The organism is Rhodococcus sp. APC 3903 (genome assembly GCF_030407755.1).
Lineage (GTDB): Bacteria > Actinomycetota > Actinomycetes > Mycobacteriales > Mycobacteriaceae > Rhodococcus_F > Rhodococcus_F erythropolis.
In genome coordinates this window covers 21,657-40,057 of sequence record NZ_JASDCV010000002.1, presented here as the reverse complement: position 1 = coordinate 40,057, position 18,401 = coordinate 21,657, and the positions used below count along the sequence as shown (strand labels likewise).

18 protein-coding genes are annotated in these 18,401 nt (G+C 63.0%); 12 read left to right on the top strand and 6 right to left on the bottom strand.

What is annotated here, in order from left to right; all coding sequences use genetic code 11:
- The gene (locus tag QMA15_RS02690) at nt 1–1,170 is read right to left on the bottom strand and encodes an MFS transporter (RefSeq protein ID WP_279163288.1); all 1,170 of its coding nucleotides are present in this window, start codon (nt 1,168–1,170) and stop codon (nt 1–3) included.
- 162 nt (nt 1,171–1,332) lie between these two features.
- Between QMA15_RS02690 and QMA15_RS02685 the strand changes: the two genes are divergently transcribed.
- On the top strand, nt 1,333–2,028 hold the full coding sequence (locus QMA15_RS02685) for a FadR/GntR family transcriptional regulator (RefSeq protein ID WP_020909842.1): 696 nt from the start codon (nt 1,333–1,335) through the stop codon (nt 2,026–2,028).
- Here QMA15_RS02685 and QMA15_RS02680 read toward each other — a convergent pair.
- Complete coding sequence (locus QMA15_RS02680) at nt 1,997–2,956, bottom strand: DUF1648 domain-containing protein (protein WP_279163289.1); 960 nt, start codon at nt 2,954–2,956, stop codon at nt 1,997–1,999. The genes QMA15_RS02685 and QMA15_RS02680 overlap by 32 nt on opposite strands.
- Nucleotides 2,957–2,961: 5 nt before the next feature.
- Nucleotides 2,962–3,456 (bottom strand): SdpI family protein, encoded by a 495-nt coding sequence (locus QMA15_RS02675; RefSeq protein ID WP_029256800.1) that lies wholly within the window; start codon nt 3,454–3,456, stop codon nt 2,962–2,964.
- 101 nt (nt 3,457–3,557) lie between these two features.
- Here QMA15_RS02675 and leuS point away from each other — a divergent pair, with 101 nt between their 5' ends.
- The 8 genes from leuS to QMA15_RS02635 all read left to right on the top strand — a co-directional run bounded on the left by leuS (nt 3,558) and on the right by QMA15_RS02635 (nt 13,239).
- Entirely contained in the window at nt 3,558–6,404 is a 2,847-nt protein-coding gene (gene leuS, locus QMA15_RS02670; protein ID WP_279163290.1) for a leucine--tRNA ligase, read from the top strand.
- 279 nt (nt 6,405–6,683) lie between these two features.
- A complete protein-coding gene (locus QMA15_RS02665; RefSeq protein WP_279163291.1) occupies nt 6,684–8,189 on the top strand; it encodes an MFS transporter in 1,506 nt (501 codons plus the stop codon).
- Nucleotides 8,190–8,252: 63 nt separating this feature from the next.
- Nucleotides 8,253–8,933 carry a hypothetical protein gene (locus QMA15_RS02660; RefSeq protein ID WP_279163292.1) on the top strand — a complete coding sequence of 227 codons (681 nt, stop codon included), beginning with the start codon at nt 8,253–8,255 and terminating at the stop codon, nt 8,931–8,933.
- 65 nt (nt 8,934–8,998) lie between these two features.
- Nucleotides 8,999–9,373: a nuclear transport factor 2 family protein gene (locus QMA15_RS02655; RefSeq protein WP_003942502.1), complete on the top strand. Its 375-nt coding sequence runs from the start codon at nt 8,999–9,001 to the stop codon at nt 9,371–9,373.
- A gap of 1 nt (nt 9,374) precedes the next feature.
- Nucleotides 9,375–10,331: an alpha/beta hydrolase gene (locus QMA15_RS02650; protein WP_279163293.1), complete on the top strand. Its 957-nt coding sequence runs from the start codon at nt 9,375–9,377 to the stop codon at nt 10,329–10,331.
- Nucleotides 10,332–10,364: 33 nt separating this feature from the next.
- The gene (locus QMA15_RS02645; protein WP_279163294.1) at nt 10,365–11,321 is read left to right on the top strand and encodes an SMP-30/gluconolactonase/LRE family protein; all 957 of its coding nucleotides are present in this window, start codon (nt 10,365–10,367) and stop codon (nt 11,319–11,321) included.
- A gap of 68 nt (nt 11,322–11,389) precedes the next feature.
- Nucleotides 11,390–12,448 (top strand): Dyp-type peroxidase, encoded by a 1,059-nt coding sequence (locus QMA15_RS02640; protein WP_044480584.1) that lies wholly within the window; start codon nt 11,390–11,392, stop codon nt 12,446–12,448.
- Nucleotides 12,445–13,239, top strand: a complete 795-nt coding sequence (locus tag QMA15_RS02635; RefSeq protein ID WP_020909834.1) for a family 1 encapsulin nanocompartment shell protein — start codon at nt 12,445–12,447, stop codon at nt 13,237–13,239. Before QMA15_RS02640 ends, QMA15_RS02635 begins: the two co-directional genes overlap by 4 nt.
- Here QMA15_RS02635 and QMA15_RS02630 read toward each other — a convergent pair.
- The 3 genes from QMA15_RS02630 to QMA15_RS02620 are packed head-to-tail and all read right to left on the bottom strand — an operon-like array spanning nt 13,228 to nt 14,892.
- Entirely contained in the window at nt 13,228–13,554 is a 327-nt protein-coding gene (locus QMA15_RS02630; RefSeq protein WP_019746170.1) for a hypothetical protein, read from the bottom strand. The genes QMA15_RS02635 and QMA15_RS02630 overlap by 12 nt on opposite strands.
- Nucleotides 13,551–14,375 (bottom strand): DUF692 domain-containing protein, encoded by an 825-nt coding sequence (locus QMA15_RS02625; protein WP_019746169.1) that lies wholly within the window; start codon nt 14,373–14,375, stop codon nt 13,551–13,553. Before QMA15_RS02625 ends, QMA15_RS02630 begins: the two co-directional genes overlap by 4 nt.
- Nucleotides 14,376–14,421: 46 nt before the next feature.
- Nucleotides 14,422–14,892, bottom strand: coding sequence for an Lrp/AsnC family transcriptional regulator (locus QMA15_RS02620; RefSeq protein ID WP_020971454.1), 471 nt, complete (start codon nt 14,890–14,892; stop codon nt 14,422–14,424).
- Between the two features lie 154 nt (nt 14,893–15,046).
- Here QMA15_RS02620 and pdhA point away from each other — a divergent pair, with 154 nt between their 5' ends.
- The 3 genes from pdhA to QMA15_RS02605 are packed head-to-tail and all read left to right on the top strand — an operon-like array spanning nt 15,047 to nt 18,401.
- Nucleotides 15,047–16,174 carry a pyruvate dehydrogenase (acetyl-transferring) E1 component subunit alpha gene (gene pdhA / locus QMA15_RS02615; protein WP_020909830.1) on the top strand — a complete coding sequence of 376 codons (1,128 nt, stop codon included), beginning with the start codon at nt 15,047–15,049 and terminating at the stop codon, nt 16,172–16,174.
- Nucleotides 16,175–16,176: 2 nt separating this feature from the next.
- Nucleotides 16,177–17,181 (top strand): alpha-ketoacid dehydrogenase subunit beta, encoded by a 1,005-nt coding sequence (locus QMA15_RS02610; RefSeq protein ID WP_019746166.1) that lies wholly within the window; start codon nt 16,177–16,179, stop codon nt 17,179–17,181.
- Nucleotides 17,178–18,401: a dihydrolipoamide acetyltransferase family protein gene (locus tag QMA15_RS02605; RefSeq protein WP_133728188.1), complete on the top strand. Its 1,224-nt coding sequence runs from the start codon at nt 17,178–17,180 to the stop codon at nt 18,399–18,401. Before QMA15_RS02610 ends, QMA15_RS02605 begins: the two co-directional genes overlap by 4 nt.

Here is an 18,401-nt window from a genome sequence, read left to right as displayed (position 1 = left end):
CTAAGGATAACGGCGTGCGTCGACGGGCTCTCGAGCCCCACGAAGGTTGAAGCCCATCACGGCCAGGCACAGCAGCGTCCCGACGATCGACAGTTCGATGATGGCCGTCTGCATTCCCTGGATGGTGATGGCGATACCCGCGATGATCGACGGGATCGCCAGTCCCGCGTAGCTGACGGTGAAGAATGCCGCCAGGACTCCGCCGTGGCTCTCGCGGGCGTGGATTCGGGCGGCGGCGTTGACGCGTTTCATGCCGCCGGCAAACGCCAGACCGTGCCCGGCGCCGACCACCACGGTGATGACGCCCAGCAGCGCAAGGCTGGGGACGAGGTCGACCACGAGTAGGCCGATCATTCCTAGAGCGAGGATTCCCAGGCCGGCGGTGACGGACGTCCGCGGGTCGATACGACTCCCGCCGAGCTGCGCGATCACCGAGCAGATCATGACCAGTGCAGCTGCTCCGCCGCCGAGTAGGAGGTTGTCGATGTTCAGCAGGCTGGTCATCCACGACGGGACCACCGACTGGAAGAGCCCGACTGCGCCCCACGACAGCGCGACGGCGAGCGAGCTGAGCCAGAACGTCTCTCGAATGGTGGCGGGAACATGTGGCATCTGGAAGAACCGCTTCGGGTGTGTGATGTCCCCGATCCGCGGCAGTAGCAGCAGCACGATCAGTGCCGGGATGAACGCGACGAGGAAGATCAGATACGGCAACCGCAGCGGTTGCGGAAGGTACTGGGCGATCGCACCGGACACGAGTGGTCCGAGTGCACCGCCCAACGCGCCCGTCACCGTCGATACGAGCGCTGCCCGTCGATGATCGAACTTCGGTTCCTGCTCCACCAACGCGGCGCTGCCCGCCGCACTGGCCGCGCCCACCGCGATTCCCTGAGCAACGCGTCCGACGAACAACCACACAGTCGCGTCGGCGAATGCCAGAACGAGTGTGCCGACGACGCTCAGCGCGAGTGCAGTCAGAAGCACGGTTCGTCGGCCGAGGGCGTCGGACAGCGGTCCGAAGAACAGCAATGCCGGAACGAGGCCGGCGACGTAGACGCCGTAGATGAGCGTCTGGATGGTGGGCGTGAATCCGAACTCGGTCCGGTACAGCCCGTAGACGGAGGTGGGCATGTTCGCGCCCAGAAGGATCACGGTGAGGACGTAGCCCACGCCGTAGAAGTGTCGATTGGTGCGGCGTGTGCGTTCTTCGGTGGCGACAGCTGTGGCGGACGTGGGAAGCCCCTCCTGATGACAGAGTTAGAAAATACATGGGTCGTCCTACGTATCGTAGGTGAGTGGAATGATCGCCGCGAATGCTGTGAGGATGAGTAGATGACCGTTGTTCGCAAGGAGTCCGCGTACGAGCAATCCCTCGATTGGATGCGCGCGCAGATCTCCGACGGCGCCTGGACCGTCGGGAACCGTGTTCCCACCGAGCCGGAACTGATGAGTGTTCTCGGCGTCGGCCGGAACACCGTGCGCGAAGCGATCAAGACACTGACCTCGACGGGAGTCCTGGAGATCCGTCGAGGATCAGGGACCTTCGTGCGCGCTCGGACCGACATCGGCGGACTGCTCGGCAAACACGCGTCCGTGGACGAGATGAAATACGTCTTCGAAGTGCGTCGTGCGCTCGAGATGGAAGCGGTCCGGTTGGCGTGTGAGCGTCGTAGCGACGACGACGTTCGGATACTTCGTGAGCTGGCCGCCAAGCGTGACGTGCCGGCCGAGAACTTCGTCGACGTCGATCTGGCGTTTCACATTGCCGTCGTCGATGCCGCTCACAATCCGGTTCTGACCGATCTGTTTGCCGGAATCCTCGAAACGGTCCGCGCCACCTACGAGGTGACCGAAGGCGTTCATCCGCCGTCGCTGACGTCTTCGCATCATCAGGGAGTTGCCGAAGCCATCGCCGAGCGCGATGTCACCAAAGCCAGGGCGGCGGCATGCGGGTATCTCGAGAAGACTCAGGAAGCGATCGGGTCAGGTTCGGCGGTTACCGAGTCCGGGCGTCGGCCAATCGGTTGAGGGACCCGGCGATGTCTTCGGCCTTCGGTGTCGTGATCGTGAGTCGGTCGCCACCGGCGAACGTGATGACCACCGCTGGCCCGGTGCGGGTGACAACGCCGTAGTTACGACGACCCTTGGTCTTGAGTCCCCAGCCGCCGAAGTCCGCGAACGGTTTGATCTCCGCGACGTCGGCTCCGACAACTTCGTCGATGCCGTAGATCATCGCAGCCATCCCCATGTTGATCACCCGAATTTCCCGTTCGTCGACGATCACCCGGAAGCGAACCAAGCTGACGACGAGCAGTCCGAGTGCACCGAAGATGAACAGCGGCCAGAGTGACCGCATCGCCAGCGTCATGACGACTCCGGGCGCCAGAGTGATCGCAGTGAGGATCACCGAGCCTTTGGTGCTGAATCCGACGTCGTCGGAGATAGGTAGAGGGCAGCCGCTTCGCGGCAAGCCGGCCGAGGGTTCGATCGTGGCAAGAGTGCGGACGCGGTAGTCACGCAGGAACGAGGCGCCGATCCACCCCAGCACCCCGCCGACTGCAAAGCCGACACCGATAGACCACAGCGGGAGTGACGTCGTGGACGGATCGGTGACATCGAGTTGGGTGTAGAGCAAAGCGAAGTTCACTGTCGTGATGAGCCCGACCACGCTCAGCCCGACAACCAACATGAAGCGACGCATCATCAACATCGCGGGAGCAAGAGCAGCAATCGCGCTGAGACCGCCACCGAAGAGCAGTGTCAAAAGTGCAATGGTCCACGCATTGGAAGACGGGGTGGAGAAGCCGTCCGGCGAGGTGGTGGTCCAGTGAGTCGCGATCTGTTCCGGGAGGCGAGGCTCCCACATTTTTGTCAGGACGAAGCCGAAGACCGCACACAACAGCGGAACCACTAGTCCGAATACGACCCCGGCCGGGTCGACCACGCGATGTTTCACGTGAATCAATGAGCCGGCTGGCAAGCATCCTTGAGCGCGCAGGCACCGCAGGAAGCGGTACCGCAAGCGGCAGCGTTCGCCTTGGCCTCGGGGGTCTCCGCCGCCGGCTCGTCTGCGGCAGGCTCGGAGTGGCCGCCGCAGTTGCAGTCGTTACCGCATCCGCTCTGCTGTGGGAGCGCGGCGGCCGCGCGGGTGCCGATGCCTCCACCGAAACCGGCAGTGAGGACGGCGACGACGACGGCGATGATCGCGACCGCGACGCCGAAGACTCCGCCGATGGTCAGTGCTGCGACTCCGCCGATGACCAACATTCCAGCGGCCGCGAGCATGGTCGGACCGGCCACCTTGTTGGCGAGGGCGAACGACTCCTCGCTCCGCAGGGAATCCTCGGTGCGGACACCGGCCCAGCGGTTGCGCGGGAGTTTGCCGATCAGACCGGCGACACCAACTCCACCGACGGCGACAGCGAGCACGAATAGCACCACAGCGACAACGATCACCCATACAGGATAGGCGCGAGTGGAGTTGATGGTATGCCCGGGTCGCACAGGCTCTACCCTGGTTATCGGTATTTCCGTCAGCCAAGTAGATAGCGACCACAGTGACCGAGTCTCCGCAGTCCCCCGATTCACCAGCCGACGCAACTCCGCAGCACCGCTACACCGCGGAGCTCGCCGGCCAGATCGAGCAGCACTGGCAGGACCGCTGGAGTGAGGACGGCACGTTCAACGCGCCTAATCCGGTCGGTCCGCTCTCCTCGCCCGACGGTGTTCCCGCCGACAAGCTCTTCGTTCAGGACATGTTCCCGTACCCATCGGGTTCGGGCCTGCACGTCGGTCACCCGCTCGGATACATCGCTACGGACGTCTTCGCACGCTTCCATCGCATGCAGGGGCGCAATGTCCTGCACACCCTCGGCTACGACGCGTTCGGTCTCCCGGCCGAGCAGTACGCCGTGCAGACGGGTACCCACCCGCGGACGACCACCGAGTCCAACATCGCCAACATGAAGCGCCAGCTGCGACGCCTGGGTCTGGGGCACGACGAGCGTCGTAGCCTCGCGACGACGGACGTCGACTTCTACCACTGGACGCAGTGGATCTTCCTGCAGATCCACGGCGCGTGGTACGACAAGGCGGCCGGCAAGGCCCGTCGTATCTCCGAGCTGGAAGCCGAGTTCGATTCCGGTGAGCGCGCTCTGGAAGACGGACGCGAGTGGGCGTCGCTGACAGTCGCCGAGAAGGCAAAGGTCGTCGACTCGTACCGCCTTGTCTACCAGTCGGATTCGATGGTCAACTGGTGCCCCGGTTTGGGTACCGTGCTGGCCAACGAGGAAGTCACCGCCGACGGTCGTAGTGACCGCGGAAACTTCCCCGTGTTTCGTAAGCACCTCCAGCAGTGGATGATGCGCATCACCGCGTACTCCGATCGCCTGGTCGACGATCTCGAGTACCTGGATTGGCCGGACAAGGTCAAGGCGATGCAGCGCAACTGGATCGGACGGTCCTACGGCGCCGAAGTTACCTTTGCCGCAGGCCAATACGGCGTCGATGTGTTCACGACGCGCCCTGACACGCTGTTCGGCGCCACCTATGTGACGCTGGCTCCTGAGCACGACTTGGTGGACAAGCTCGTCGCGGACGAGTGGCCCGAAGGTGTCGACGCACGCTGGACTGGCGGTGCCACGACTCCGGCGGAAGCTGTTGCTGCATACCGCAAGTCGATTGCCGCCAAGACCGACTTGGAGCGTCAGGAAAACAAGGAGAAGACGGGCGTCTTCCTCGGTTCCTACGCCGTCAATCCGGTCAACGGCCACAAGGTCCCGATCTTCATCGCCGATTACGTTCTGACGGGCTACGGCACCGGCGCGATCATGGCAGTTCCGGGACACGATCACCGTGACTGGGAGTTCGCGAACGCGTTCGGACTGGAAATTCTCGAAGTTATTGCCGGTGGCGATGTTTCGGAGGCTGCGTACTCCGGTGACGGCCCGCTGGTGAACTCCGACTACCTCGACGGTTTGGACGTAGCCGAGGCCAAGGCGACCGTCATCAGCCGCCTCGAGGAGAGCGGCCAGGGCAAGGGCACTATCCAGTACAAGCTGCGCGACTGGCTCTTCGCGCGTCAGCGTTACTGGGGCGAGCCTTTCCCGATCGTCTACGACGCGGACGGCAACGCACACGCCCTGCCGGATTCGGCTCTGCCCGTTGTGCTTCCGGAGGTCGAGGACTACGCACCCGTGTCCTTCGATCCGGATGACGCCAACTCCGAGCCCTCTCCCCCGCTGAACAAGGCGACCGACTGGGTCAACGTCGAGCTCGATCTCGGCGACGGTCTGCAGACCTACCACCGCGACACCAACGTCATGCCGCAGTGGGCTGGTAGCTCGTGGTACCAGCTGCGCTACATCGACCCCACCAACCAGGACGCCTTCTGCGACCCGCAGAACGAGGCGTACTGGACGGGTCCGCGTCCGGAACTGCACGGCCCCAACGATCCCGGTGGAGTCGACCTGTACGTCGGCGGCGTCGAGCATGCGGTGCTGCACCTGCTGTACTCGCGCTTCTGGCACAAGGTTCTGTTCGACCTGGGCTACGTGTCCTCGAGCGAGCCGTACCGTCGCCTGTACAACCAGGGCTACATCCAGGCATTCGCGTACACCGATGCCCGCGGCGTCTACGTGCCCGCGGAAGAGGTCGTCGAGCATGACGGCAAGTTCTTCTTCGAGGGCGCCGAGGTCAACCGCGAGTACGGCAAGATGGGCAAGAGCCTCAAGAATGCCGTTGCGCCGGACGAGATCTGCGCCGAGTTCGGTGCAGACACCTTGCGTGTGTACGAGATGTCGATGGGTCCGCTGGACACCTCGCGTCCGTGGGCGACCAAGGACGTCGTCGGTGCTGCTCGATTCCTGCAGCGAGTGTGGCGCGTCGTCATCGACGAGGAGACCGGCAAGCCCCGTGTCACCGACGAAGCTCCTGGTGAGGAGACGCTGCGTGCGCTCAACAAGGCGATTTCCGGTGTCATCGAGGATTACACCGCGCTGCGCGACAACACGGCCGCTGCGAAGCTGATCGAGTACAACAACCACCTCACCAAGGCGTTCCCGGGTGGCGCGCCCCGTGCTGCCGTCGAGCCGTTGGTGCTGATGCTCGCTCCCCTGGCGCCGCACCTCGCGGAGGAGCTGTGGTCGCGTTTGGGACACACGGAATCTCTTGCGCACGGCCCCTTCCCCGCTGTCGAGGAGAAGTGGCTTGTCGAGGACACCGTCGAGTACCCGATCCAGGTCAACGGCAAGGTTCGTAGCCGCATCAGCGTCCCGGCGGATGCCGATCGCAAGGCTGTGGAGGAGATCGCCCTGGCCGACGAGAAGATCGTCGCTCTGCTCGAGGGCAAAGCACCGCGCAAGGTGATCGTTGTGCCGGGCAAGATGGTGAACATAGTTCTGTAGGCGCTTCGCGCACGTGCGCCGTTTTGGTAGTTACCGCTACCGAAACGGCGCACAGTCGTATCTGGGGCTGTATCCGGGGTGCCAATCAGTCGTTGTCCTGATTGTCCCGCTCCGCGGAACATTCTGTAGCGCGCGTTCGACGCGAGGGCTGTGATGCAGGTAACACGTTGCCGAGAACGGTAGCTGTCGTTCCACTGCACTTCCCCGCAAGGCCCCGGCCGACGGTATTCGGCAGGGGGTCAATCGAATTCGCAGGTGTCCCGAAAGGATTCTTCAGCCATGGCGTCTCATGTCCACAGCGACGGTTCGTCTCCCAGTCTGCCCGAATCGACGTCGATACCGGAGCGGTGGACTCCGCGACTGGTGTTCTCGCTGGCGTCGATCGTTCTTCTTCTCGAAATGCTCGCGGTGAGCTACATGATGATTTCCACGGCGCTGCCCGCCATCTCGGTGCATTATCAAACGACGCAGGGAGCTTGGCTGCTCACGTCGTTCCTGCTGCTGGGGGCGGTCGCGTCTCCGCTGCTCGGCAAGCTCGCGGATATGTACGGCAAGCGAAAAGTCCTGCTCTTTGCGGTCGCCGGCGCAGCGGTCGGATCCTTCATTTCGGCGATTGCGCCGAGCTATGCCGTCTTGATTCTGGGCCGGTCCCTGACTGGTCTGCTCGTTCCCTGCCTCTTCCTGAGCTACTCCCTCATTCGAGATGTCTTTCCGCCGAAAACCGTTGCGCTGGCTGTCAGTATTGCAACCTCCGGCATGGGCCTGATCGCTATTCCGGCGCCGTTCCTCACCGGTTGGTTGATCGACAACCACGGGTTCCGGAGCATCTTCTGGTTCTTCGTCATCGGTTTGGTTCTGCTCGGCGTCATGATCTTCGCTTCGACGTCGGAATCAGCTGTGCGACTGCGTTCTTCGCTGGACCTGATCGGTGCGGTACTACTCGGATCGGGCATCGCCGGAATTCTGATCGGCGTCAGCTTCGGACCGACCTGGGGCTGGAAGAACGGTTCGACGCTGGCCTATCTGATCGGTGGCGTCGCACTGCTGGTGGCGTGGGTTGCCTCTGCCCGAGCCATCCGTGAGCCCTTGATCGACCTGCGCTACTTCGGCAAGCGTTCGGTGATGCTCACCGCCGTCGGTGCCGGGTTCTGCTACGGCGCGTCGGGAGTCTTCACGATTTTGCTGCCGATGATGGTGATGACGCCAGCAGTTCTCGGCCTGGGATACGGATTCGGCGTGACAGCAGAGGGATTCGCGATCTTCCAGGCGCCCCTTGGCGGCATGGTGGTGGTCGGCGGCTTGATCGTGGGCTTCCTGGTCGGCCGCAACATTCGACCCCGTCTGCTGATGATCATCGGAATGATACTCATGGCAGTCGGATTCACCTTGACGGCCACCATTCACGACAACAAGCCGCTGCTCATCATCTTTGCCGGAATCTTCGGTGTCGGTATGGGTATGGGTTACGCCTCCATTCCGAACCTGCTCATCGAGGCAGTGCCGCCGCAGTTGCAGGCAACCACGGCGAGCATGGTTGCGGTCTTCCAGAGCATCTTCCCCGCAGTGCTTCCCGTCATCGCCTTCACGGTCTTGAACTCGCACATCGCGATGGCGATGGAGGGCGCTGTGTTCTACACCGACGAGGGCATGCGTATCGCGTTCCTGATCGGTGCTGCTGCAGCAGTTCTCGGTGCGATCGCAGCCGTATTCCTGCCGCGAAACATCGTCCAGATCGGCGCAGAGGACGGCGCGGCGCAGGAGACGTCCCTTCTCCCTGCTCACTGATCGGAAATGCTGCGCGTGTAGATCCGGGCTGACAGGATTGGGTGTACTGAGGAAAGGACGCCCATGACATTCGCGGATCTGGACGGCGATGAACTGTGGAGTTATCTGCAGGAGCGTTCAGGATTGCCCGGCCCGCGCGCGAACCTCGCGCTCATGCTCGAGTTCGCGCGCGGCGCCGATAACGAGGACATCCTGCGGGCGGTGGAGTCCGAAGACGAATACATCCGCTGCTGTGGGATCGTCGGGCTCGGATTCATTCTTGTTCGTTCGCGCGATGAGGCTGCTCTGGACAGTCTGACGGAGGCGACCACCATTGCTTCGTGGCGTGCACGTGAAGCTGCCGCGATGGCCGTTCAGGCGATAGGCGACACGGATCCGGAATTGTTCCGGGCGATCATCGAGCAGTGGGCACGCTCGGCCCATCCTTTGACGCTGCGCGCAGCGGCTGCCGGGATCTGCGAGCCACGGTTGCTGAAGGACAGGACCAACGCTGCGCTGGCCGTCCGGGTGTGCCGAGACGCTACCGAGTGGATCGTCTCGCAACCAGCTGATGCCCGTCGTGACGCCGACACACGTACTCTCCGGCAGGCGCTCGGATACTGCTGGAGCGTCGCGGTCGCGGCTGATCCGGAGAATGCCCTGCCGGCATTCGTCTCCCTGGAGGCGTCGGACGACGCCGATGTCGTCTGGATCGTCCGGGAGAACCGGAAGAAGGCTCGCCTGCGCAAGGTGCTCGAAACCTGACCCGTGGACCAGGGACGTAGGTTATCCTCAGAATTAGAACCTGTTCTAACTACGAGGGGTAGACCATGGCACCGTCCGCAGAGGTAATCCGCAAGACCGTCGACGCCTACATCGAGACAGTTGCCACGGGCACTGCCGCCCAGGTTGTGGCCCTGTATGCCGAGGGTGCAACCGTTGAAGACCCGGTTGGTACCGACGTTCGCACCACCCGCGAGTCCATTCTCGAGTTCTACTCCGTGATCGAGAATTTCGACCAAGAAGCTCACCTTCAGACCCTCCGCATCGCCGGAAACGAAGCGGCATTCCACTTCTCGCTGATCACCAAGCTCGGCGAGCAGACCCTGACCATCGCACCCATCGACGTCATGACCTTCGACGACGACGGAAAGATCCTGTCGATGCGTGCATTCTGGAACCAGGAAGACATGATCACCGCCTGACATGACGGTCAAGACGATCGATGTCGACGGATTCCGTTGGCAGATTGACGATTCCGGTTCTGGGACAGCTGTGGTTATGTGTCACGGCTTTCCCGGCCTCGGGTACAGCTATCGGCATCAGTCGACAGCGTTGACGGAAGCGGGTTTTCGGGCGATCGCACTCGACATGCCCGGTTACGGCGGCACTACCCGCCCCGAAGCGGTCGAGGACTACACCAACGATGCCGTCGCGAACCGGCTGATCGACCTACTCGACGCTCTCGGAATCGACAAAGCGGTGTTCGTCGGCCACGATTTCGGCGCGCCCGTCGCGTGGACCACCGCTCTGCGCCATCCCGATCGTGTTGCGGGGCTTGTCTCGTTGGCGGTCCCCTATGCGCCCGACAGGTTCCCCGCAAAACCCTCGACAATCTACGCCGCGATGGCGCGCAAGCATTTTCTGCACATTCACTATTTCCAGGAACCGGGTGTCGCGGAGCGCGAACTCGACGCCCGTCCACGTGAGTTTCTTCAGCGGCTCTTCCATGCCCTCTCCGGGGCTTACCGGTACCTCGACGTCTGGAAGAACCCGTCCGAAGGAAACGGCTACCTCGACGTACTGCCCGAGGCGCCTGCATTGCCGTGGTCGTGGCTCACCGAGGACGATCTGGATGTTTATGTAAAGGCCTTTACTGCAGCAGGTTTCACAGGCGGCTTGAACTGGTACCGAGCGTACGACGCTAATTGGGAACGCAGTGCGGATCTGGACGGCGCGAACGTCAACGTCCCGACGCTCTTCGTGGCGGGCGCCGAGGATCCGGTCATAGCGATGAGCGGCCCCAAGGCATTGGACCGCATGAAGGACACCGTCCCCGACCTGCGGGGTGTGCACCTTCTCGGCGGCGCGGGGCACTTCGTACAGCAGGAACGTGCTACCGAGGTCAATGAACTTTTGATCTCTTTCCTTCGGTCGCTCTAGGCGAAATCGGGCCGAAGGTCTAGCGTTGCGCAGATGCGCACCAGGATCTTCGATCGCGGTATTCGGGTAGGTATCACCGGTGCTCTTGTTGCCGGTTCGCTTCTGGCTCTGGGTGTGTCCGGTGCCGCGGCCGCGCCGCCCTGCCCTGGATCGTCCCCCGCAATCCTCAGCGCCCAGATTCCGGGCGCGGCCCTCGAGGGTGTCACCGTGGACGCTCAGGGTCGCCTGTACACGACAGATCTGGTGAGTGGTCGAATCTTCCGCGTCGACGCGCCTGGTCAGGCCGCAGTTCCGATCGCGACGGTTCCCGGCGGTGCGGGCGCACTCGCGTGGGGTCCGGACGGTTCACTGCTGGTGGGAACCGGAGCAAACGCCGGCGTGCTGATCGGTGATCTGACGCGTGCTGCGTCGGTCGCGCGGGTGGACGTGAACTCGGGTGCCGTGACGCCGATCGCCGGTGGTCTGAGCGCTGCAAACGGCCTCGCCGTCGCGCACGACGGAACGATCTATGCCACCAACGATTTCGGTTCGTTGATCGGTAAGGTCAGCCCAGGCGGTGCCGTCGACCCGACGTGGGCGACCTTCCCGAGTGCAAACGGTGCAGCCCTGAGCGCCGATAATCGCTGGCTCTACGTCTCGCGCACGTTCGCAAACCCGGGTGTCAGCCGCATCTCCGTCGACAATCCAGGGTATTCGGAATCGTTGGTCGATCTCGGCGGTCTCGAAACCTTCTCTGCCCCAGATGGTTTGACCCTGGACTCGCGAGATCGCGCAATCGTTCCCACGGACATCAGTGGTGAGGTGTGGCGGATCGACGGACCCGGCCAGTACTGCTCGCTCACCAGCGGACTGCAGGCGTCGAGTGTGTTGACCTATGGGCGCGGCAATTCCGGATTCGCGAGCGGGCATCTCTACCGCGCTGGGTTCGACGGAAAGATCTTCGAGATTCCGGCTGGCTTCGACGCGGGTGCCCAGGCCGCGACACCGTAACGCGACACCTTCACTCGTCTTACCCACTACTGATGCCGGGACTGCCGGAATCGTCCATACTGGTCTGCATGGCGGAAACGAGTGAGATCGACGAGGCCGAAGTGGCCCTTCCCGCGATACCGCAGCCGTTGCTGACCCCGCTCACCGAAGCTGCGATCTTCCTGGTTTTCACCATCGACGAGGGTGGTGAGCAGGCAGTTCACGACGTTCTGGCCGATATTTCCGGACTGCAACGCTCGATCGGATTCCGGGTTCCCGCCGGTGGCTTGGCCGCCGTCGTCGGCATCGGTTCGGATGCGTGGGACCGTCTGTTCGAGGGTCCACGGCCGGCAGAATTGCATCCTTTTGTCGAGTTGACCGGTGACAAACACCACGCTCCCCGCACACCGGGCGATCTGTTGTTCCACATCCGGGCCCGTCAGATGGACCTGTGCTTCGAGTTCGCCACGGTTGTGACCAACAGGTTGGCCGGCGCCGCGTCGGTGATCGACGAGGTCCACGGGTTCAAGTATTTCGAGCAACGCGACCTCATGGGTTTTGTCGACGGCACCGAGAATCCGTCCGGGCAGGCCGCCTACGTTGCGGTCACCGTCGGTGACGAGGATCCGGACTTCGCAGGCAGCAGTTACGTCATCGTCCAGAAGTACCTCCACGACATGTCGGAGTGGAACTCACTGCCCGTCGAGGAGCAGGAGAACGTCATCGGACGCTCCAAGCTCGAAGATCTCGAGATGGACGACGACACCAAACCGGCAAACTCACACACCGCACTCACCGTCATCGAAGACGAATCCGGTGAGCAGATCCAGATTCTGCGCGACAACATGCCGTTCGGCCACGTCGGCTCCGCTGAGATGGGTACCTATTTCATCGGTTACTCGGCGTCGCCGACGGTCACCGAGCAGATGCTGACCAACATGTTCATCGGGAATCCCGTCGGCAATTACGACCGCATTCTCGATTTCTCCACCGCCGTCACCGGAATCAATTTCTTCGTTCCGACGGCGGACTTTCTCGACGACCCCCCGGACGCGCCGACCAGGCTCGTTCCCGAAGCGACGTTCACAGCGCCCATCTCTGACGGTTCTCTCGGAATCGGCAGCCTCAAAAGGAGTGCCCAGCAATGACAAACCTGCACCGCGACCTAGCACCCATTTCGGCAGCAGCCTGGGCCGAGATCGAAGAAGAGGCGAGCCGTACCTTCAAGCGCCACGTCGCCGGTCGTCGTGTGGTGGACGTGGAGGGCCCGTCAGGTGACGATCTTGCGGCCATCCCGCTCGGACATCAGGTGCCGATCAATCCCTTGGCCGACGGCGTCATCGCACACGCTCGTCAGTCGCAGCCGGTCATCGAACTGCGGGTCCCGTTCACCGTCAGCCGTCAGGCCATCGACGACGTCGAACGCGGCGCCAAGGACTCCGACTGGCAGCCGGTCAAGGATGCCGCCAAGCAGATCGCGTTCGCCGAGGACCGCGCCATCTTCGAGGGATACCCCGCAGCCAGCATCACCGGCGTGCGGGCGAGCGGTTCCAACCCGGAATTGAAGCTCCCCATCGACGCCAAGGACTACCCGGAAGCCATCAGCCAGGCGATCACGTCGCTGCGCCTGGCCGGTGTCAACGGACCGTATTCATTGCTCCTGAACGCCGACGCGTTCACCGCGATCAACGAGACCTCCGATCACGGCTACCCCATCCGCGAGCACCTGCGACGCGTTCTCGACGGCGAGATCATCTGGGCCCCGGCCATCGACGGCGCTTTCCTGCTGTCGACGCGTGGTGGTGACTACGAACTGCATCTGGGCCAGGACCTGTCCATCGGTTACCTCTCGCACGATGCGAACTCCGTCGAGCTGTACTTCCAGGAATCGATGACGTTCCTCATGTACACAAGCGAAGCCGTTGTCTCACTTGCGTAAGAGTCTTCGAAACCTCTGATGCCAGGGCGAGCGAGGCAGTTCGCCGATGTCCTGGAGGTGGGCGACAAAAGCCTGGGCGTCCGCGTGCGAAGACGTCTTCGGCCGTCCGTCGGCCCACGCTGTGAACAACCGAAGATAGCGATCGCCGAGAGTGTGGCGCACGACCGGAAGGTGGTGCGCCACTTCTCCGGCGCGCTTTCGGAGCAGTGCCGTCGAGACAACGGCAGCATCGTCTTTGTCGAAGCCCTCGGGTAGTTCGCCGCCTGCCACCAGAGCGCGAATAAGCGCTTCTTGACGCTCACCGAGCGTGCTCATGTGCGTGACCAATCGGTGCCCGCGGTGATGCGATCCAGACCCGCTGCGTCGGCGATGGCATCGAGCTCGTCGAGCAATTCCAGTGCCGGCGGATAGTTTCCGTCGCGCTCGAGCATGATCGCGGGATGGTGACCGGCGGCGGTGAACTGCGCAAGGAGTTCCAGCACGGCTTCGGGCACAGGATCGGTATGCGTGTCGTGGTATTTGCCGTCGCTGATGCTGCCACCGGCGATGTGGCAGTATGCGATTCGCTCGAGTGGTAGCCGGCTCAGCTCGGCCCAGGGATCACGCCCTCGGTTGAGGGCATTGGCATAGACGTTCGCGATGTCGAGAACCAGCAGAGCCCCGGTGCGGTCGACGATCTCCGAGAGAAACTCCCCTTCGGTCAACTCGTCGTCGGGCCAGTCGAAAAGGGCGGCAACGTTTTCGACGGCAAACGGCACCGGTAGACCGTCCTGAGTCCGGGTGATGTTGCGTACCAAGGCGTCGACGGCTTCGTAGGTGCGTGGTAGTGGGAGCAGGTGCCCGGCCTCTATGCCGCCCGCCCGCACGAATGCAATGTGCTCACTCGCCAAGGGGGCGTCCAGTAGCTGGGCTGTATGCGCAAGGTGATCGACCCGAGCCTGATCTACCGCCTCGGCCCCGCCAAGGGAGAGCGAGATTCCGTGCGGGATCACCGGAACTCCCAGCGAACCGAGGTGCGGCGGTATCTCGGTTCCGATGGATTCGGCAATGACTTCGCAGAATGCCAGGCCGTCTAGCTGCGCGATGATTCCGGATACCTCGGGACGCCAACCGATTCCCAGGCCGTACAGGGTCATTCGAGTCACCTCCCGTGTGCAACTGCTAACGGCGACTATAGACGGATCAGCCGGGCAGCCAGTTGGGTCCCGGACCGTTGCCTTCTTCGAAGATCAGCCACGTTTTGGTCGAGAGAACCCCGTCGAGTCCCTGGAGTTCTTCGAGAACGGTGTGGCGTAGTTCCTGGTTGTCCGGGGCTCGAACCAGCACCAGAACGTCGAAGTCGCCGCCGAGGAGGGAGAAGTGCTCGACAAACGGCAGTGCCTTCAACGACGCAGCCAGACCCCTCCACGAGTGCTGCCTGATCGAGAGCGCCACGTACGCCGAGGAGCCGAGTCCGGCCTTCTCATGCGCGATCCGCGTCGTGAATCCGGTGATGATTCCGGCGTCCTCGAGCCTTTCGATGCGGACGTAGGCGTGAGCGCGAGATATGTGCGCCTTCTCGGCCAGTGCACGCATGGAGATGCGACTGTCTGCGACCAGTTCGGCGATGATGCGGCGGTCGATCGCATCGAGAGCGTGCGGTTCGGTGGCCATCTGTCCATTCCTGCTTCGGTAGTCGAGTCGGTTGATGGACATATTGCTGTCCGAATCCTCATGATAGGCCGTTTGTCTTGAATCTTCGACGCCTTCTGCCATTACGTCGCCGAAGTGCGAATACTGATGGACACAACGTCTTCTGGAGGTAGAAGTGACTCTTGTCGAGCCCTTGGGGGAACTGCGGTATCAAAAGTTCCTGCCGGCCGATTCCGCGGTGCAGTACCTCGACCCTGCTGGAGAACTGACGCGCAGCGAGGCGCGCTACGCAAAACCGAGCGACGATCGCCTGATCGAGATGTATCGAAAGATGTTCCTGGGCAGACGCTTCGACCAGCAGGCGACGGCGCTGACCAAACAGGGGCGCTTGGCCGTGTATCCGTCCTCGCGAGGGCAGGAGGCATGCCAGATCGCGGCAGCGATGAGTCTGGAGCCGAGTGACTGGCTCTTCCCCACCTATCGGGATTCGATGGCGTTGGCTGCCAGGGGTGTCGATCCGGTGCAGATTCTGAGCATGCTTGCCGGCGACTGGCACTGCGGGTACGACCCGGTAGCGCTGCGCAGTGCGCCGCAGTGCACCCCGCTGGCAACGCAATTGCTGCATGCAGCGGGGGTGGCCTACGGGGAGTCCCGACGGGGCCTGAACACCGTCGCGCTGGCGCTCTGCGGTGACGGGGCCACCAGTGAGGGTGATTTCCACGAAGCGCTGAACTTCGCCGCCGTCTTCAAGGCACCGGTCGTCTTTCTGGTGCAGAACAACGGATTTGCGATCAGCGTGCCGTTGTCACGTCAAAGCGCAGCACCGACGTTAGCGCACAAGGGCGTCGGCTACGGGATCGGCAGCGAGCAGGTCGACGGCAACGATCCTGTTGCGATGATGGCCGTCATGGACGAGGCGGCGCGCTTCGTCCGCAGCGGAAACGGACCGGTGATCGTCGAGGCACACACCTATCGCATCGACGCACACACCAACGCCGACGACGCCACCCGCTACCGCGACAGCGCCGAGGTGGAAAGCTGGCGCGGGCGAGATCCGTTGCCGCGTCTCGAAAAGTATCTGCGCGCACACGATCTGATCGACGACGCGTTCGTGGAATCACTGACCGCAGAGGCAGAAACCGAGGCCGCCACACTTCGCGCCGGCATGAACGTCGACCGCCCGCACGATCCGCTCGATCTGTTCCGGTACGTCTTCGCCGAGCAGACACCGCAATTGCGTGAGCAACAAGCCCAACTCGAAACCGAACTTGCCGCCGAAGCCGCTGACACAGGGGGACACTGACCATGCCCATGCTCACGATGGCTCAGGCCCTCAACACCGCGCTACGGGACTCTCTGGCTGCGGACGACAACGTTGTCGTCTTCGGTGAGGACGTCGGCACCCTGGGCGGCGTTTTCCGCGTCACCGACGGCCTCACCCGCGACTTCGGCGACGACCGATGCTTCGACACTCCCCTCGCCGAGTCCGGCATCATCGGATTCGCAATCGGCATGGCCATGGCTGGTTTTCGTCCGGTCGTGGAAATGCAGTTCGACGCGTTTGCCTATCCGGCATTCGAGCAGATCGCCTCCCACGTCGCAAAGATCCGCAACCGTACCAAGGGTGCACTGTCGATTCCGATAGTCATCCGTGTTCCTTTTGCCGGCGGTATCGGCGGGGTGGAGCATCACTGTGATTCCAGCGAGGGCTACTACGCACACACGCCCGGCCTGAAGGTCGTGGCGCCATCCACGGTGGAAGATGCGTACTCACTGCTACGTTCGGCGATCGAGGACCCCGACCCGGTGATCTTCCTCGAACCCAAGAAGCTGTACTTCTCGCGAGCCGATGTCGAACTGACCGCACGGGAGCCGATCGGGCGCGCCGTCGTCCGGCGCCCCGGTCGTGACGCGACGCTCATTGCCTACGGTCCGTCCGTGGAGGTTGCACTGAAGTCCGCCGAGGCTGCTGCGGCCGAGGGCCGCGACATCGAGGTGATCGACATCCGGTCGATAGTGCCGTTCGACGACGAGACGGTCACCGCGTCGGTGCGAAAGACCGGACGCTGCATCGTCATCCAGGAAGCGCAGGGCTTTGCCGGTGTTGGTGCGGAAATTGCTGCTCGCGTGCAGGAGCGATGCTTCCACCATCTCCACGCTCCGGTGCTCAGGGTCAGCGGATTCGACATCCCCTACCCCGCGCCGAAGCTCGAGCGTCACCACCTGCCCAGCGTCGACCGTGTCCTGGACGCCGTCGACCGTCTGCAGTGGAACGACGCCCCGGACACCCGTTGGGCGGTGACGGCATGAGCAATCAGGTATTCATGCTCCCCGACCTGGGTGAAGGTCTGGCCGAGGCCGATATTGCGGAGTGGCACGTCAAGGTCGGCGACGTGGTCACCATCGATCAGATCGTCGTCGAGGTCGAGACCGCGAAAGCTGCTGTGGACGTGCCTATCCCGTTCGCCGGGACCGTCGTCGAATTACATGGCAAGGACGGCGACACCTTGAAGGTGGGCACGCCGTTGATCACTGTGAGTGGTGGCGGCAGTGTCGACGCGGTCGTTTCGGCCAACCACGAGCGTTACCGTGAAGAGGAACGCGCGGGTTCGGGCAACGTCCTGATCGGCTACGGCACCAGTGAGGATGCACCGAGACGCCGTCGCAAAGCTGCTCCGTCGGTACGCGTGATCTCGCCAATCGTTCGTAAGCTGGCTGTCGACAACGATATCGACCTCTCCTTGCTCTCCGGATCCGGTGCCGGCGGGGTGATAACGCGCGCTGACGTCGAGGCCGGGTCGAACACCGGCCCGGAGACGGAAACGTCGCACGTGAGCGACCAACGCATCCCGATCAAGGGGCTTCGCAAGGTGGTGGCCGACAAGCTGTCCACCAGCCGCCGTGAGATCCCTGACGCGACAACCTGGGTCGACGTCGACGCCACCGAACTGTTGACGGCACGGGTCGAGATCAACAAGTCACTGCCCGATTCCGACAAGATCAGCCTGATGACGCTGCTGGCTCGGCTGACCACCGCGGCGTTGGGGCAGTACCCCGAACTGAACTCGTCGGTCGATACTGCTCGAGGCGAGATCGTCCGACACGCCCGCATCCACCTGGGAATTGCCGCACAGACACCGAAGGGATTGATGGTACCGGTCATTCGAAATGCGGACGCCCTGAGCACCGTCGAACTCGCACAAGCACTTCGGGTGACCACCGACCTTGCGCGCGACGGCAAACTCGAACCCGCCCGCCTGACCGGCGGCACGTTCACGCTCAACAACTACGGGGTATTCGGGGTTGACGGATCGACTCCGATCATCAATCACCCCGAGGCGGCAATTCTGGGGATCGGGCGCATCATCGACAAGCCGTGGGTGGTGAACGGCGAGTTGACCGTCCGTAAGGTCACTCAGATCTCGTTGAGCTTCGACCACCGCGTCTGTGACGGAGGCGAAGCCGGTGGATTCCTGAGGCTGTTCGGTGACTACATCGAGAACCCGATCCGCGTCCTGGGAAGGCTCTGA

What these genes read in the sequence shown, in the direction of transcription:
- QMA15_RS02660 (WP_279163292.1), top strand. Translation starts at nt 8,253, where the DNA reads ATGACATTCGCGGATCTGGACGGCGATGAACTGTGGAGTTATCTGCAG.
- QMA15_RS02685 (WP_020909842.1), top strand. Translation starts at nt 1,333, where the DNA reads ATGACCGTTGTTCGCAAGGAGTCCGCGTACGAGCAATCCCTCGATTGG.
- QMA15_RS02665 (WP_279163291.1), top strand. Translation starts at nt 6,684, where the DNA reads ATGGCGTCTCATGTCCACAGCGACGGTTCGTCTCCCAGTCTGCCCGAA.
- QMA15_RS02645 (WP_279163294.1), top strand. Translation starts at nt 10,365, where the DNA reads ATGCGCACCAGGATCTTCGATCGCGGTATTCGGGTAGGTATCACCGGT.
- QMA15_RS02605 (WP_133728188.1), top strand. Translation starts at nt 17,178, where the DNA reads ATGAGCAATCAGGTATTCATGCTCCCCGACCTGGGTGAAGGTCTGGCC.
- QMA15_RS02650 (WP_279163293.1), top strand. Translation starts at nt 9,375, where the DNA reads ATGACGGTCAAGACGATCGATGTCGACGGATTCCGTTGGCAGATTGAC.
- QMA15_RS02630 (WP_019746170.1), bottom strand. Translation starts at nt 13,554, where the DNA reads ATGAGCACGCTCGGTGAGCGTCAAGAAGCGCTTATTCGCGCTCTGGTG.
- QMA15_RS02640 (WP_044480584.1), top strand. Translation starts at nt 11,390, where the DNA reads ATGGCGGAAACGAGTGAGATCGACGAGGCCGAAGTGGCCCTTCCCGCG.
- QMA15_RS02655 (WP_003942502.1), top strand. Translation starts at nt 8,999, where the DNA reads ATGGCACCGTCCGCAGAGGTAATCCGCAAGACCGTCGACGCCTACATC.
- QMA15_RS02610 (WP_019746166.1), top strand. Translation starts at nt 16,177, where the DNA reads ATGCCCATGCTCACGATGGCTCAGGCCCTCAACACCGCGCTACGGGAC.
- QMA15_RS02625 (WP_019746169.1), bottom strand. Translation starts at nt 14,375, where the DNA reads ATGACCCTGTACGGCCTGGGAATCGGTTGGCGTCCCGAGGTATCCGGA.
- QMA15_RS02635 (WP_020909834.1), top strand. Translation starts at nt 12,445, where the DNA reads ATGACAAACCTGCACCGCGACCTAGCACCCATTTCGGCAGCAGCCTGG.
- QMA15_RS02620 (WP_020971454.1), bottom strand. Translation starts at nt 14,892, where the DNA reads ATGGCCACCGAACCGCACGCTCTCGATGCGATCGACCGCCGCATCATC.